Raw genomic sequence first — 14,948 nt, 5'->3', positions numbered from 1 at the left:
GTGCTCGCGACACAAAGAACAGGCGACCCGCCTTTCGGCGGACGGCGGGAGCGGGCCGCGCGCGCGTCGGGGACCATCTGGTACCTCCAGTGGCTGCGCGCCTTGGGCGCGCTCGCCATCGTGCTGCTCCATGCCTACGTCGCGCTGAGCCTCGAGCCGACGCTGTCGGGACTGGCCCCCTCGCTGCTGCGCTGCGAGGAGCTGGCGAGCATACCCCTGACGCGCTGGGCCGTCCCCTGCTTCCTCATGATGAGCGGGGCGCTCATGCTCGACGCGGACCGGCCCATGCCACCTGGCAAGCTTTTGTCGCACGTCTGGCGCGTCGTCTTCGTGCTCATGACGTTTGGCCTGCTCTTCTGCCTGATGGAGGCAACGTGGGAGGCGGGCGGCCTTGACGCGGACGTCGTTCGCGCGGCCCTCGTCAACCTGCTGAGCGGCCGTTCCTGGGACCACCTGTGGTACCTGTACGCGACGCTGGGGCTCTACCTCGTCACGCCGGCCCTGCGCGCAATCGCTCGTCACCAGACGACCGTGGGGCTGTCCCTGCTGACGGGCGTGCTGTGGCTTGCGTGCTGCGGGCCCGCGACCCTGGGGCTCATGGGCGTCGACGTCCCCGTGGCAGCCTCGCTCGCACGGCTCGTGGGCTGGGCGTTTCCGCTTCCGTACTACCTGGCGGGACACGTCCTCCATCGTCTGGGCGACGAGGGCGCCTTCGGGGACGAGGCGCGCGGCGCCCCTGCGGGCGGGGCGTGGGCGGCCCTGCTCTGCCTGGGCCTGGGCGCCCTCGTCCTCGTCGAGTGGCTCGCTGCCACGCTCGGGCTGGGAGCGCTCTGCCTTCCCGAGCATCTTGCCATCCTGCCCTTCGGCGCGCTCGTCTTCGTCGGCGCGCGTCGCGTCGTGGGAGCGCCGACGAGCGTCCCATCCTGGGTGCGCATCGTCGCGGATCACAGCTTTGGCATCTATGTGATCCATCCGCTCTTCTCGCATCTCCTGCTGCTCTCGCGCGCCGTCGTGGAACTTGTGGCCACGGCGGGCGTCGGGGGCGTCATCCTGCTTCAGCTGGTCATCGTCGCCGCGGGCGTCGGCGGATCGATCGCCGTCACGCGCCTCTGTCGCAGGCTGCCCGGCTTTGCCGGCACGCTTTGACAGGTCTCGTCCAGTCCTGACGGGCCGTCCACCCGCGGTGCTAGCTGGCCTCGGAGCGTGCGTGGGCGTCGGGCGGCAGGCGGCGGCCGGACGGGGTCGTCGTCACGGCGTCCCGGGGCGTCTTGCGCGCGTCCGGCTTGATGGTCGCCTCCGGCTCGCGCACGTAGATGAAGAGGTAGAACCAGCTGATGACCCAGATGAGAGAGGTCACCACGCTCACGACGGCGGCGACGACGCCAGGATAGCGCACGACCCTCCAGGTGAGGACCACGAAGGCGACGAGGGCGAGCACCCCCAGACTCACGCGCCACATGATCCTGTTCTTGTCCTGGCGGCGCATGATGGGGCGGCGGGTCTTCTTCTCGGGCTCGTTGAGCTTGGCGATGAGCCATCGGTACAGCCTCGATTCGCGCACGAGCCGCCCAAAGCCGGGAAAGGCGTGGGAGAGGCAGATGACGGCGAGGACCCAGAAGGGAATGGCGGGAAGGACGGGGAAGATCGCCCCGATGACGGCGAGGATGACGCAGCCGACGGCCCCGACGCCATAGAGGACGCGAGTCTTTACGTCGAGCGGCTCCTCGTCCACGAAGTCAAGGTCGAGGAAGGGATACCTGTTGTTGGTCTTCCTGTGGGCGCGGCGCCCCTCGACGTGCAGGTTGAGCCTGCCGTGCTTACGCTTGCGAGTGACCTTCACGCATCTCTCCTTCGTATGGCGGCGTCTGCCTGCGGGCGCCCTGGGCCAGCGGCGCCAAGGGCCCCATAAGGCTTGTGCCCCACGCGCGACGTTTTCGGACAGATGTTCCGCCCGCTTTTCGGACGCATGCCCCGCCCGCCGCCGACGACCTCGAAAACGGCACGACTATGCTCCATAGACGTTGGAGTAGGCGGTCTTGGCGCTGACGCCGTCGAGGGCGCCGATGGCGCCTGCGAGCCCCGCGATAACGTCCTGGGGCGCGTCCACGGCGACGCTGATGACATTGACGCCGCGCGCGTGGTAGGGAAGTCCCATGCGTCCGATGACGTAGTCGGCATGCTCGTGCAGAAGCTCGTTGAGCGTCGGGACGGACGCGGGGTTCTCGACGATGATGGCGATGAGTGCGACCCTGGAGGGCATGGCGTGTTCCTTCGCGTGCTGTCTTCGTGCTCGGTCGTCACGTGCTGTCGTTGGGACGTCCCTAGCCTAGCGCGTCGCGGGGGTGACGGACAATCCCCTTCGGGCGATTGACGTAGAATCTCTAGCCACGAGCGTGGACGCGGCCTCGGGCGGCCGCCTTCCAAGGGGGCGATGCATGGACGACGAGATGAGCGAGCGCGAGGTGACACAGGCGGGCGACCCGTCCCGACCGACGGGGACCTGTGGGTCGCGGATGCTGCGGCGCATGAACAGGAGCCACGCCGCCGTGACCAACTGGGCCCTTGACCTCTTACCCTGGCGTCCGGGCCTGCGAGCCCTTGACGTCGGGTGCGGCGGGGGCGCCACGATGCGACGGATTCTCGACCGCATCGCACGGGCGGGCGCAGGCGCGGGGGAGGGGCAGGGTCACGTGAGCGGGGTGGACTATTCGAGCGTGTCCTGCGCCGAGTCGCGTGCGTTCAACGAGGCCGCCCTCCGTGCGGGGCTCATGGACGTGACGGAGGCCTCCGTTGACCGGCTGCCCTTTCCCGATGCCAGCTTTGACGTGGTGACCACGGTGGAGAGCTTCTACTTCTGGCCCGACCCCGCACGGGGCCTGCGCGAGGTGCGCCGGGTCCTCAGGCCGCGCGGCCGGTTCCTGTTGGTCTGCGACGTCTACCGCCGGGACGACCTTCCTGACGAGACCCTCGCCAACATCAGGGAGCACGACCTTACGGTCCTGGAACCCTGGGAGTACCGCGACCTGCTTCTGGCGGCGGGCTTCTCCTCGGCCGTCGCGCACCTGAAGGAGGAAACCAGCTGGATTGCCGTCGAGGGGGTTTGCTAGGCGGGTCCGCTGGCTCGACCGCCCATGATTCCAGCGCGCGCGGCGCCGGCACGGTGACATCTAAGTGCGTTTGTATAAGATTTTATGCCTGCGACGTTTTGTCGGCAGGCGCTTGGGGTATCAGAATGGGCGGACCATGAACGTTGGCGAAAGGGGACACGCGTCACATGAAGCAGTTCAAGACCGAGAGCAAGAAGTTGCTCGACCTAATGATCAACTCCATCTACACCAATCGCGAGATCTTCCTGCGCGAGCTCATCTCCAACGCCTCGGATGCCCTGGACAAGCTGAGCTTCGAGGCCATCAAGGACCCCGCCCTGGGCATCGACCAGTCGAGCCTGGCCATTAGCGTCTCGTTTGACAAGGACGCCCGCACCGTCACGGTCAGCGACAACGGCATCGGCATGACGGCCGAGGAGCTGGAGAAGAACCTCGGCACCATCGCACACTCGGGGTCCGAGGCGTTCAAGGAGGCCAACGCCGAGCACCAGGGCGACGCCATCGACATCATCGGCCAATTTGGCGTGGGCTTCTACTCCAGCTTCATGGTAGCCGAGAGAGTCCGCGTGGTGAGTCGCGCCCTGGGGGCGTCGTCTGCCAGCGCCTGGGAGTCTGACGGCGTCAAGGGCTACACCGTCGCCGCCGCGCGGGACGACGAGCGTCCCGGCGCCGACGACCATGGCACCGACGTGACGCTCGTCCTGCGCCCGTCTACCGAGGGCGACGACACCGACCGCTTCCTCTCGGAGTGGGGCCTGCGCGACCTGGTGCGCCGCTACTCCAACTATGTGCGCCACCCCATCCGGATGATGGTCACCAAGAGTCGGCAGAAGCCCAAGCCCGAGGACGCGGGCGACGACTGGAAGCCCGAGTACGAGCAGTACGAGGAGCTCGAAACGCTCAACTCCATGACGCCCATCTGGAAGAGGCGCCAGAGCGAGGTCAAGCAGGAGGACTACGACGAGTTCTACCAGACGAGCTTCCATGACTGGGCCGACCCCGCGCGCACCATCAGCTTTCACGCCGAGGGCGCCCTGTCGTACGACGCGCTGCTCTTCATTCCCAGCCAGCGCCCCTTTGACCTCTACAGCAAGGATTTCGAGAAGGGGTTGGCGCTCTACAGCTCCAACGTCCTCATCCAGGAGAAGTGCGCCGACCTCGTGCCGGACCACTACAACTTCGTGCGCGGCGTCGTGGACAGCCCTGACGTGACGCTCAACATCTCGCGTGAGACCCTCCAGCAGAACTCGCAGCTCAGAGCCATCGCCCGGCGCATCGAGAAGAAGATCGGCTCGGAGCTTGCCGCCCTGCGCGACGACGACCGCGAGGCCTATGAGAAGTTCTTCGACAACTTTGGGCGCAGCCTCAAGTTTGGCATTTACAGCTCCTATGGCTCCAAGGCGTCCGACCTCGCCGACCTTTTGCTCTTCTGGTCGGCCAAGGAGGGCAGGCTCGTGACCCTCAAGGAGTACGCCGCCGCCATGCCCGAGGGTCAGGACAAGATCTACTTCGCCGCCGGTGACTCACGCGAGCGCCTCGAGAAGGTGCCGGCCGTCACCTCGGCGCTCGCCCATGGGCATGACGTGCTCCTCTGCACGCAGGACGTGGACGAGTTCATGTTCCAGGCCATGCGCAGCTACCATCAGGACGCCGTCGCCGGCGACTCCGAGCACGCGGGCACGGACGAGCGCGACCTTGAGCTGGCCAACGTCGCCAACGCCGACCTGGACTTTGCCACCGAGGACGAGAAGGCCGAGGCCAAGAAGGCCACAAGCGAGCATCAGGAGCTGTTCGACGAGCTCAAGGAGGACCTGGGCGAGCGCGTGAGCTCGGTGCGCATCGCCGCGGGTCTGGGGGACGCCCCCGCCACCATCGCCGCCGAGGGGCCCGTGTCGCTCGAGATGGAGCGCGTCATCAGCCAGGGGCCCGACGCCGACCAGGCTCCCAAGGCCAAGCGCGTCCTGCAGCTCAATGCCGCGCACCCGGTGTTCGGCAAGCTCGTCGCCGCCAAGGACGCGGGCGACGCCGACCGTCTCAAGCTGTTGGGGTCCATCCTGTACGATCAGGCGCTGCTGGTGGAGGGCCTGCCGATCGAGGACCCCATCGAGTTCGCCAAGAACGTCACCAAGCTGATGTAGCGCGTGTCATGTCTTGGCAAGCTGCGTGTGAAAACTTGGTTTCGTGCCATCAGCGCACAGGGCTTTCAGCTACATTTTTCATAAGGTCACACCATTTTCGCACGAGCTTGGACGTGACAGACCGAGTGATTGGATGGGAACATGCGTAAGGTCAAGACTTTTGAGGGCAAGCGTCGCACCTTCGACACGGACAAGTCCACTGAGCTTGCCAGGCGCAGCTTTGGCCAGTTTGGCGATCCTGCGGGCTACGAGGAGACGCTGTATCAGACCAAGCAGGGCCTGTACTTCGTCGTGGGCGTCGGCGGGCCTGACTCGCCCTATCCCGCCCAGGACCTCAAGCCCGTCACCAAGGACGAGGCGGCCGCCTTCGAGGCGTAGCAGCCGACACGCCCTAATCGACGCACGACGCTTGGACCGCCAGCCGTAGCTGGCGGTCCTGCGTTTGCGGACATGGACCAGAGCATGCGCGGGCCAGGCCAGGGCTCGCGAAACGCGCGGGCAGGGCGCGCAGGCTAGGCCGTGAACATGTTTCTCTCGGAAAACTCGGCCTGGACCGTCCGGAACATGAGGTCCACGTCCTCAAGGCCAAGGTGGGTCTCCTTCTGGTGCCTCTTGAGGGTTCCGCGCCTGAGCGCCCAGCTTTCCAGGGCCGCAGGACGCGAGTCGTGGGGGAGGGTCTTGTACTCGGGGTCAATGCGCCGGCAGATGTCGCGGGTGTCAATGGGCACGATGCGCCCCGCCTTGCGCGCCTCGGCGTAGCCGTCTATCTGCAGCATGAACCACGAGTCCTCGAAGCTTGCGTTGTGGGCCATGTAGGGGTACATCTCCAAGGCCGCGAGGATGGCCCGCTGCATCTTCTTGTTCTGGCGCAGGGGCCTCTTGCCCTCAAGGTCCTCCCAGCTGATGTGATGCACGAAGGCCAGGGGCACGCCCTTGTCGGCATAGATGTCGGGGATGCCGCAGTAGCCGCTGAAGGGGTGCTCGGGCTTGGCCTTGGGCGAGAGGTCCATGAACTCCAGGCCCACGTTGATGATGTAGCCGCGCGCGGGGTCGCGGTCGGTGGTCTCGATGTCGATGCCGCAGACCGTACCCGAGACGGGCCGCTCGGTGTAGGCGATGCCCAGGTCGGCGCAGGCCACCCCGGCGGAGCGACGCACCTCGTCCGCGCTGCGGTGCTGCAGGGCCGCCACGCCGCGCACGAGGTCGTCGTCGGAGAGCTTGCGCGCAAGCGTCGCGGGCGCCACGTCGCGCAGCCGCTCGATGCCAAAGCTGTCGCAACTCGCACGATTGCGGTCCGCGAGGTTACGGACGAGGTCAAACGAGAAGGTCTCCTGTCCGGAGGGGGCCGCCATCCAGGCGGACATAAGAAGACCGATGGCCTCCTCATTGCGCTCGCGCTCGGCGATGAGGGTCTCGTCGTCGGTGAGGAAGCCGGGAAAGACGAAAGCGCTCGCGTGCTCGATTGCCTGGGAAAGGTTCATGTTCCTGCCTTTGCTTGCGCGTCGGTGGGCAAGAGGGGTCTTGGCCCTTACGCCCGTCTGCTGGGTACCAGATACTTCAGTGTAGGGCGTTTGGGGCGGCACGACTGGCGGAAATCGTCCATGGTGGGTCAGCGACGATCTTGGCGCCGGCCCGAGGAGCATCTTGAAGTTCAGCCCGGCGAGCATCAGCCCGGCGAGCATCAGCCCGGAGGTTATCAATGACCGGCAAGTGGGTTTCTCGTCATTATTTTTACGTTTCCGCAGGATGCAAAAAAATAATGCCCACATCGAGCACTGTCGGTCAGTAACGTGCGACGCGTCGGGACGGCCTAAACGAGAGATTCGAGGCGCACGACAGAACGTTGCGTGAATTGAGCGCGTGTATTCATCCGTTGCGTCTTGGATACGCATCCAGTCAGCATTACCCTGCCTTTTGAGCCACTTTTGGCCAAAAAAGGTCGAGTTGTGCTGACTTTTTCTGAGGCCGTCACATAGCGAAGGAATAAACTCCCCAAAAATATGCAACGAAGCCCCGTCAGCTCGGAACACCGCGCCCGGCGTGCGCCGATTGGGCTGGATGGCAAGGAGCGGTGCGACTGGCCAGGGGCGCGCCTACGTCCGCGCTAGCCTGAACGGCTCGTCAGCGGCCCTGACTGCGGTTCCCAGATGCCGCCGAGCGCGCGCTGTGCCGCCAGGATGGCGTCGCAGAACACGTTGCCATGGGGGACCGAGGCCCGCACGAGCCGGCCATCCCGGTAGGCAAGAAGCCGGTTGCGGGGAACGGGTCTCCAGGCGTCGCGCTCGCCCTCGCCGCCAAGTGGCGTCGTGGCGAACATCGTTGCGAATGTCCTGCCGTCAGCGCCTGCGACCTCGCGATAGTGCAGGGTGGGCTCGTCGGTGTTGGTGTGGACGAAGGTGAACTGTCCGTCATCCAGGATGAGGTTGAGCTTGTTGAGGTTGCCCAGCTGGCCTATGGCCTCGCTCAGGGCGTCAAAGGTCTTCTCAAAGCCCAGGGACCCCTCGTTGCGCAGCGACGCCTCGTCAAGCACGTCCAAAAGAAACAGCAGCGTCCGCTCCGAGTCCGTCTGGCCTGTGGTACGACGCTCATAACCCCAGAGCATGCCCTCGTTGAGCAGGACCCCGTTGTGAACCATGGCCCAGGTGCGCCCCGTGACGTCCATGCCGACAAAGGGATGGCAGTTCTCTCTCGAGAGGGTCGCGCAGGTTGCCTTGCGGATGTGGGCCAGGAGGTGCCGCGCCGTCAGGGGGCTCGAGACAAGCTCGCGAGCGAGGGCGGACGACGACGCCTCCACGGGCTCGCGCCAGCGCAGAAGCAGGCCGTGCTCGTCGTTGGTGATGGTCTCGCGACCGCGGACGTCAGGCGCGTCCGCAAGACAATCCGCGCGCAGCGCGACGCCCCAGCCGTGAGGATTTTGGACGCCATGGCCAAAGAACTCCGTCAGATATCCGTTGGCGCGAACATCCCTGCGTCCGTTGATGGCAAATAGCTCGCACATGCGCTTCCTCCCTTCCGGCCATTGTACGGCGGTGAGCGCGCCCATGCGTAAAAATTAACCATCTCCCGACCTACCGCATGGCACGGGGCCAGGCGGTCAAGGGTTCGAACCGGCGCCAGGGGGCGCAGGCCGAAAGGCCTGTTCGGGAAACCTATTCAGTTGGCCTGCCCGGCCTATTCGTCGCCAAAGCTGATGCCCATGAGCTTTGCCTCGCGCACCAGGTCGCTTTGGGGATCGACGTACTTGAGCTTGCCGGCCACGTCCTTGAGGGGCACGCGACACATCCGGTTGCGCACCTTGGCGACCATGAAGCCGTACTGGCCCTCCAGGCATCCCCGCGCCGCCTCGACGCCGCACTGCGTGGCCAGGATGCGGTCCTGCGCGTCGGGAGCGCCGCCGCGCTGCGTGTGGCCCGGGATGCCCACGCGCACCTCGCGACCGGTCAGGGAGGCCACCTGCTCGGCGATCTCGTAGGCTACGGAATACTTGCGTGCGGCGACCTTGCGCTTGTACTCCTTCTTGGATAGCGCCGCCTCCTTTTTGGAGATGGCCCCCTCGGCCACGGCCACTATGGCAAATCTGCCGCCGTCGGCATCGCGCTTCTCGATGGCCTTCACCACGTTGCGCATGTCGTAGGGGATCTCGGGGAGAAGGATCACGTCGGCGCCGCCCGCCACGCCGGCATACAGGGGAATCCACCCCACCTTGTGCCCCATGATCTCGATGACGAAGACGCGACCGTGCGAGCTGGCCGTGGTCTTGATCTCGTCGATGAAGGTGGTGGCCACGTCGATGGCGCTCGTGAAGCCAAAGGTGATGTCCGTACCCCAGGTGTCGTTGTCGATGGTCTTGGGCAGGGCGATGACGTTGAGGCCCTCGCTGGACAGGCGGTTGGCCGTCTTGGTGGACCCGTTGCCGCCCAGCATGAACAGGCAGTCGAGCTTGAGTTCGCGGTAGGTCTTGATCATGGAGGGAACCTTCTCGACGCCGTCCTCCTCGGGCGTGTCAAGAAGCTTGAAGGGCGTGCGGCTCGTGCCGAGGATGGTGCCGCCCTGCGTGAGGACGCCCGAGAAGTCGTCCCAGGCCATGGTTCGGTAGCGCCCGTAGATGAGGCCCTGGTAGCCGTCCTCGAAGCCGTAGATCTTCACGGATTCCTGCGCGTTGTTGAGGACGGTCTTCACGATGCCGCGCATGGTGGCATTGAGCGCCTGGCAGTCTCCGCCGCTGGTGAGCAATCCAATCCTGAGCATGGTGCGTCCTCTCGTGCGCCGGCGCCGCGGCGCTAGGGTGGGGTATGGGTGCCGTCCTTGATTCTTGCATATTTGAAGGAAGATGGAGACCAGCTTAGGGACGTGAGTCGTCAGCGGTCCTGCTCGACCGTGCGTGGTCCCGCCGCCGTCGTCCTGCGGTGGTCACGGGGCGCCCGTAGCGAGCGAGACTAATTCCTAGTATTTTACTTGACATTATCCGTCGCCCTGCGTACGCTTCTCTTGTCACGTCAGACAGTCTGACGTTCGTCATGAGAGGGGAGGGGCCGTGAGCGTCCTGTCATCGTCGTGGGGCCGCGCCTGTTGTCGCGCTTGTCCTCTGCCTCCCTCGACCTGTGGCGAGGGTGCCCGACCCGTGGCCTGAGCGCCATGCCGTTTGGCACCCACCAGACGCAGAGGCAGGGCAGGAGGCGCCGCGGCGCCCTTTTTTCTGGATTTTCGCAGTGTGGGAGGCCGTCTTGAGCCGCCATCTTGAGAGGCCATTCCCGGAAGGTCGCCCACGCCGTCCGCAGACGTCACGAACATCATGCCCACACGGGCGTGCACACAAGGGAGAGGCACATGAAGTACGCAGACAAGATTGAGTCCGTCATTGGATCGACCCCCCTCATCGACCTCTCGTCCCTCGCGGACGGCAGGGCCACGATCCTGGGCAAGTACGAGGCGACAAACCCCGGCGGCTCCATCAAGGACCGAATCGCCCGGGCCATGATAGACGCGGCGGAGAGGGACGGGTCCCTGAGGCCGGGTGGCACCATCATCGAGCCCACCAGCGGCAACACGGGCGTGGGCCTGGCCATGCTCGCCGCGGCCCGGGGCTACAAGATGATACTGGTCATGCCCGAGACCATGTCCGTCGAGCGTCGCAAGCTTGCCGCCAGCTATGGCGCGCGGATCGAGCTCACGCCCGGCAAGGACGGCATGAAGGGGGCCGTAGAGCGTGCCGACCAGATCAAGGCCCAGACGCCCGGTGCCATCGTGGCGGGGCAGTTCGTGAACCCGGCCAACCCCCGCGCGCACTACGAGACCACGGGCCCGGAGGTCTGGGCCGACACGGACGGCACGGTCGGGGCCTTCGTGGCGGGCGTGGGCACGGGCGGCACCGTGAGCGGGGCCGGCGCGTACCTCAAGGAGAGAAACCCCGAGGTCAAGGTCATCGCGGTTGAGCCGAGCGAGAGTCCCGTCCTTACGGGCGGCCAGCCCGGCAGCCACCGCATCCAGGGCATCGGCGCCGGCTTCGTGCCCAAGACCTACGACGCCGACGTCGTGGACGAGGTCGTGCACGTTGACTCCGAGCTCGCCATCGCGACCAAGAGGCGCCTCTCAAGCGAGCTGGGCCTGCTCGTGGGCATCAGCTCCGGCGCCGCCGTGGCGGCGGCCGTCGAGCTGGCGGGCCGAGTCGCGCTTGCCGGCAAGGTCATCGTGGCGGTCCTTCCCGACACGGGCGAGCGCTACCTGTCGATGGACCTGTAGGCATCGTGGGCGCGGCCGCGCCGCTCGGTTGTGACCCCTGGCGCCCGGCGCCCGACCGTGACCCCTGATACCTCTACGACGGGCGAAGACGCCGCCCTGCCGCCGTCGGCGTTTTTGGTAGGCGAGGGCGGGGCGTGCCAAGCGCCGGAGCAACGGGTATCCTCTTGGGTGGCATCGTCGCGCCCCAGGGTTCCTGGGGGCGAACCTCGTACGGCCTGGCAGAGAGGACTCATCATGCCCCTTCAGCAGAGCGACCGCACCGACGGGGAGGGCCTGCTGCCGCCCGGGGGGCAGGCCGGGGGTCCGCCCGCGCCCTCGGGACTGGTCGCCGCGCCCGTCCCCGCACGCGGCCCTGTCCCGTCGCCCGCCACCGTCGTGCCGCCCGTCGCCTTGCCCGTCCCCGCCCGGGGAGAATCGTTTGGCGACGGCACGTCCACCTCGTCCTCACGAGGACGCTCGGGGGGCGGCGTGCTCGCGCTGTCGGTTCTCGTCGGCCTCGCCATCTACTTTCTCATGTATCCGCTGGGCGCCCTCTTCTATATCGTCGGCTTGGAGGAGAACCTCGCCTTTGAGCTGTCGGGCGCCGCGCTGGCGCTTGCCGGCTGCGCCGCCTTGGGGGGATGGCGGCAGTGGGTCTTTCGTCCTGCCGCCATTCGCGCGGTGTTTCGCCGTCTCGCCTGGCTTCTCGTCGTGACCTTTGCTCTCTTTGCGATCGAGCTTGCAGGCGATCTGTTCGACGGGACGCCCCTTGACCCCAACTGGGCCCTCAACCTGCTGTATCTCGTTGGCCTGATGGCGCTCGTGGGCCTCTTCGAGGAGGGGATCTTCAGAGGCGTGCTGCTCCAGGGGCTCCTGGCTCGCTTTGGCGGGACCACGCGGGGCGTCCTCGTCTGCGTCACGATCGCGTCCCTCCTGTTTGGCGCCGCCCACATCGAGTGGGGAAGCCTCGATCTTCGGGACGCGACCCAGGTCGCGCAGGCCTGCCTCAAGATCGCACAGACGGGGGTCTATGGGTTTGCGCTGTCAGGCTGCGTCATCGAGTGCGAGGAGGGCGGTCTGTTGGGACTTGCGCTCTTTCATGGGCTTGACGACTTCGTCACCCTGCTTTTGTCCGACGCGCTGCTGAGCCCCATGACCGAGACGAGCTACGTGAGCACGGACGGGTCGGCGACCATGACCATCATCCTCTACGCCGTGCTCATCGCCCTGTATCTGCCCGTCGCCGTCAAGGCGGCCCGCCGCCTGGGCAGGCTAAAGACCTATCGCGGGGCCTTCCTCCCGTCGACCTGACGGTTGGCGAGAGGGCCGGCGGCCTCTCTGCCGGCGCCGGTCGGCGCCATCACGGCGCACGTCTCGCCAGCCTACCAATGGACATAGACCGCGTCGCCGACGTTGACGAGCGCATAGAGCTCCTGCGCGGCGTCGCTCGGGAGGTTCACGCAGCCATGGCTGCCGTTGTACTGATAGATGCTCCCTCCGAACTTCCGACGCCAGCCGGCGTCGTGCATGCCGACCGTGTTCCCGATGAAGGGCATCCAGTAGTTGACGTGGCTCTTATAGTCGGGCTTGCCGTCCTTGTCCTCGTCGGCCCCGATGAGCGTCTCGTTCGTGCGCTTGGCGAGGATCGCATAGCGACCGGTGGGCGTGGAGCGACGCTCGCTCGTGTTGCCGGACACGAAGTAGCTGCGCCACAGGACGCCGCCGTCGCTGTCGTAGAGACGCGCGTACTGCGTGGAGAGGTTGAGGTCAACGTGTCGCCCGCGCTCGCGGGCCCCCTGCGACTCCTCCGGCCGCGTCGCCGTGACGACGAGGGGAAGCTCGACGGCGGTGCCGTCACCGCGATCGAGCTGGGAGGCGAGGGTCTCGGCGAGGGTGTCGGCGTCAAGGCCGTAGTCATGCACCTCGTCGGACGTGGCGGCGCGCGCGCCGAGCTCCCCGGCGGCCCAGTCCCTGACGGCGTCCTGGCTGACGCTCACGGCGTAGTCGTCATCGATGGCGACCCAGGCGGCCGAGAGGTCCCTCGTGACGCGTGCGAGCTCCTCGGAGCCCCTCGTGAGCGGCAGCTCGACGCCAATGATGCGATTGGCCTCGTCACGGGCGGCCGCCAGGCGGGCGTCGTCCGCCCTCACCGCCGCCTGTACGAGCTCCCCGTCGCCGAGCGTGACGCTCGGGGAGAGGGCGAGGCTCGCCTTTGTGATGGCCCTGGCGGCAGCAGCCGCGTCCACCTGCGTCCCGGCGACCTCGCTGGTGATGGTAAAGGCATGCTGGCCCTCGTCATAGCTCACGAACGCGTTGACGGGCGCCGTGGCCGTGGCGTTGACCTGGTCGGCCGCCGCCTGCGCCGCCGCCAGCACCGCCTCCTGGCTCACGCTCGCGTCGACGCCGGTGTCAATGTGGTTGGGACTGACGAGGTCCAACACCCAGCGCGCCGGATCCGCCTGCTGGCGGGCGCGGCGCGCCCTGAGGGGGCCGTCAATGCTCAGGCCTATGTCGTCGGCGCTTAGGGTGAGGTCGATGCCGTCCCCGCTGACCGTCGTCGTCCAGTGCTCCGCATGGCTGGTGACGGCCTGCGCGAGCTCCGCCTGCGTGAGCCCGGACGCGTCCATGCCGTCAACGGTCGTTCCCGGCACGAAGTGGGTCGAAAAGTGATGGCACCCGACGCCGTAGGCGCCGCAGAGAAGCACCACGGAGATGCCCAACGGCAGCAGGAGCCGCCTCAGGCCGCCTGCGGGCTCGGGTGGGCGGGACGGATGCTCCCCCTGCGTCGGTCGTGCGGGCGCGGCGGGCACGGTGGGTACGGCCGTGGTTGCTTCGGGGCGGTCGCTCATGCCTGATATGCCAATCTATCGGGTGCGGCGCCCGGACGGCAGGGACTCGCCGGCCGGGCGTCAGGTCTATGCTACTGTTTGATTGTAATGGTGCCACGGGTCCCGCATGTGGGGAAGTCGCGTCTCGTGACGGGTGCCATGCAGGTCATGTCCGCACGAACGGCAAAGGGGAACCACCATGGCACTGAGAATCATCTGCGACTCGGCGTCCGACATCAAGCAGGGGGAGTTCGCTGACGTGCTCGTGGCACCCCTGACCATCTGCTTTGGATCAACCTCGTACGAGGACGGCGTGGACCTCTCCCACCAGCGCTTCTATGAGCTGCTCATTGAGTCGGACGAGCTGCCCTCCACGAGCCAGGTGACGCCCTTCGGCTTCTCGGAGGTGCTCGCCCGGGCCCTCGAGAACGACGAGGACGAGGCGCTCATCCTGACCATCTCGTCAAAGCTCTCGGGCACCTACCAGTCGGCCTGCCTCGCCGCGCAGGAGTACGGCGAGCGCGTTCGCGTCGTCGACACCCTCAACGCCAGCGTGGGCGAGCGCATCATGGTGGAGCGCGCCCGCAGGCTCGTGGCAGAGGGGCTCGGCAAGGAGGAGGTGGCTCGCGACCTCGAGGACCGCCGCGGCAACGTCAAGCTCGTGGCGCTGCTGGACACCCTCGAGTACCTGCGTCGGGGCGGGCGCATATCCAACGTCGCCGGCGCGCTGGGCACCATGCTCGCCATCAAGCCCGTCATCTCCATCGTGGACGGCACGGTGCAGGTGCTGGGCAAGGCGCGCGGCTCCAAGAACGGGCGCAACCTTCTGAGCCAGCTCGTCACCTCCGCGGGCGGCATCGACTTCTCGCTGCCCGTGTGCATGGGATACGCAGGCCTGGGAAGCGAGCTGCTCGACAAGTACGTGCGCGACGGCGCCGAGACCCTCCAGGGACATGAGGACCAGATTCCTCGCGTGTCCTGCGGTGCGACCATCGGCACGCACACCGGCCCCGGGACCATCATCATCGCGTTTTTCGGCAACCGGTAGGCCGACGACCGGCTGATCGGCAGGCCGTCGTCCGGCTGGCTGGCGCGAGCCTCCTCAGGGCACTCGCCGGGGGCGCCTCCGGCCGCTCGGGCGGGGCGCGCCCCGGCGG

The 14,948-nt window shown here is 66.9% G+C and carries 13 protein-coding genes; 7 read left to right on the top strand and 6 right to left on the bottom strand.

All coding sequences use genetic code 11. The features are described from left to right. Entirely contained in the window at window positions 1–1,146 is a 1,146-nt protein-coding gene (locus tag BN3001_RS00810; RefSeq protein WP_058269939.1) for an acyltransferase, read from the top strand. Between the two features lie 40 nt (window positions 1,147–1,186). Here BN3001_RS00810 and BN3001_RS00805 read toward each other — a convergent pair whose 3' ends face one another. Together BN3001_RS00805 and BN3001_RS00800 are read right to left on the bottom strand one after the other, a co-directional pair. Next, window positions 1,187–1,840, bottom strand: a complete 654-nt coding sequence (locus tag BN3001_RS00805) for a DUF454 family protein (protein WP_058269938.1) — start codon at window positions 1,838–1,840, stop codon at window positions 1,187–1,189. A gap of 165 nt (window positions 1,841–2,005) precedes the next feature. Further along, a complete protein-coding gene (locus BN3001_RS00800) occupies window positions 2,006–2,260 on the bottom strand; it encodes a TM1266 family iron-only hydrogenase system putative regulator (RefSeq protein WP_058269937.1) in 255 nt (84 codons plus the stop codon). A gap of 175 nt (window positions 2,261–2,435) precedes the next feature. Between BN3001_RS00800 and BN3001_RS00795 the strand changes: the two genes are divergently transcribed. From BN3001_RS00795 to BN3001_RS00785, 3 genes are all read left to right on the top strand, one after another. Continuing rightward, window positions 2,436–3,107: a class I SAM-dependent methyltransferase gene (locus BN3001_RS00795; protein ID WP_058269936.1), complete on the top strand. Its 672-nt coding sequence runs from the start codon at window positions 2,436–2,438 to the stop codon at window positions 3,105–3,107. A 167-nt stretch (window positions 3,108–3,274) separates the two neighbouring features. Next, window positions 3,275–5,245, top strand: coding sequence for a molecular chaperone HtpG (gene htpG / locus BN3001_RS00790; protein WP_058269935.1), 1,971 nt, complete (start codon window positions 3,275–3,277; stop codon window positions 5,243–5,245). 141 nt (window positions 5,246–5,386) lie between these two features. Then, a complete protein-coding gene (locus tag BN3001_RS00785; RefSeq protein ID WP_058269934.1) occupies window positions 5,387–5,623 on the top strand; it encodes a hypothetical protein in 237 nt (78 codons plus the stop codon). A gap of 134 nt (window positions 5,624–5,757) precedes the next feature. Here BN3001_RS00785 and BN3001_RS00780 read toward each other — a convergent pair whose 3' ends face one another. The 3 genes from BN3001_RS00780 to BN3001_RS00770 form a co-directional block, all read right to left on the bottom strand. Then, a complete protein-coding gene (locus BN3001_RS00780; protein ID WP_058269933.1) occupies window positions 5,758–6,726 on the bottom strand; it encodes a 3'-5' exonuclease in 969 nt (322 codons plus the stop codon). 623 nt (window positions 6,727–7,349) lie between these two features. Beyond that, the gene (locus BN3001_RS00775; protein ID WP_058269932.1) at window positions 7,350–8,243 is read right to left on the bottom strand and encodes a class II glutamine amidotransferase; all 894 of its coding nucleotides are present in this window, start codon (window positions 8,241–8,243) and stop codon (window positions 7,350–7,352) included. Between the two features lie 173 nt (window positions 8,244–8,416). Continuing rightward, a complete protein-coding gene (locus BN3001_RS00770; RefSeq protein WP_058269931.1) occupies window positions 8,417–9,493 on the bottom strand; it encodes a 6-phosphofructokinase in 1,077 nt (358 codons plus the stop codon). A 579-nt stretch (window positions 9,494–10,072) separates the two neighbouring features. Here BN3001_RS00770 and cysK point away from each other — a divergent pair. Continuing rightward, complete coding sequence (cysK, locus tag BN3001_RS00765) at window positions 10,073–10,984, top strand: cysteine synthase A (RefSeq protein ID WP_058269930.1); 912 nt, start codon at window positions 10,073–10,075, stop codon at window positions 10,982–10,984. Between the two features lie 234 nt (window positions 10,985–11,218). Next, window positions 11,219–12,274, top strand: a complete 1,056-nt coding sequence (locus tag BN3001_RS00760; protein WP_058269929.1) for a CPBP family intramembrane glutamic endopeptidase — start codon at window positions 11,219–11,221, stop codon at window positions 12,272–12,274. A 71-nt stretch (window positions 12,275–12,345) separates the two neighbouring features. Here the strand turns inward: BN3001_RS00760 and BN3001_RS00755 are convergent, their stop codons facing one another. Continuing rightward, a complete protein-coding gene (locus BN3001_RS00755) occupies window positions 12,346–13,812 on the bottom strand; it encodes a L,D-transpeptidase (RefSeq protein WP_082629863.1) in 1,467 nt (488 codons plus the stop codon). A 178-nt stretch (window positions 13,813–13,990) separates the two neighbouring features. Between BN3001_RS00755 and BN3001_RS00750 the strand changes: the two genes are divergently transcribed. Further along, complete coding sequence (locus tag BN3001_RS00750; RefSeq protein ID WP_058269927.1) at window positions 13,991–14,839, top strand: DegV family protein; 849 nt, start codon at window positions 13,991–13,993, stop codon at window positions 14,837–14,839. Window positions 14,840–14,948: the final 109 nt, after the last annotated feature.

The organism is Olsenella massiliensis (assembly GCF_001457795.1).
Lineage (GTDB): Bacteria > Actinomycetota > Coriobacteriia > Coriobacteriales > Atopobiaceae > Olsenella_F > Olsenella_F massiliensis.
The sequence above is the reverse complement of the archived record's forward strand: the minus strand, read 5'-3'. Positions and strand labels throughout refer to the sequence as shown.

Excerpts from the sequence above, each read along its gene's own strand:
- BN3001_RS00800 (WP_058269937.1), bottom strand. The coding sequence starts at position 2,260 with ATGCCCTCCAGGGTCGCACTCATCGCCATCATCGTCGAGAACCCCGCG.
- BN3001_RS00795 (WP_058269936.1), top strand. The coding sequence starts at position 2,436 with ATGGACGACGAGATGAGCGAGCGCGAGGTGACACAGGCGGGCGACCCG.
- htpG (WP_058269935.1), top strand. The coding sequence starts at position 3,275 with ATGAAGCAGTTCAAGACCGAGAGCAAGAAGTTGCTCGACCTAATGATC.
- BN3001_RS00785 (WP_058269934.1), top strand. The coding sequence starts at position 5,387 with ATGCGTAAGGTCAAGACTTTTGAGGGCAAGCGTCGCACCTTCGACACG.
- BN3001_RS00780 (WP_058269933.1), bottom strand. The coding sequence starts at position 6,726 with ATGAACCTTTCCCAGGCAATCGAGCACGCGAGCGCTTTCGTCTTTCCC.
- BN3001_RS00775 (WP_058269932.1), bottom strand. The coding sequence starts at position 8,243 with ATGTGCGAGCTATTTGCCATCAACGGACGCAGGGATGTTCGCGCCAAC.
- BN3001_RS00770 (WP_058269931.1), bottom strand. The coding sequence starts at position 9,493 with ATGCTCAGGATTGGATTGCTCACCAGCGGCGGAGACTGCCAGGCGCTC.
- cysK (WP_058269930.1), top strand. The coding sequence starts at position 10,073 with ATGAAGTACGCAGACAAGATTGAGTCCGTCATTGGATCGACCCCCCTC.
- BN3001_RS00760 (WP_058269929.1), top strand. The coding sequence starts at position 11,219 with ATGCCCCTTCAGCAGAGCGACCGCACCGACGGGGAGGGCCTGCTGCCG.
- BN3001_RS00755 (WP_082629863.1), bottom strand. The coding sequence starts at position 13,812 with ATGAGCGACCGCCCCGAAGCAACCACGGCCGTACCCACCGTGCCCGCC.
- BN3001_RS00750 (WP_058269927.1), top strand. The coding sequence starts at position 13,991 with ATGGCACTGAGAATCATCTGCGACTCGGCGTCCGACATCAAGCAGGGG.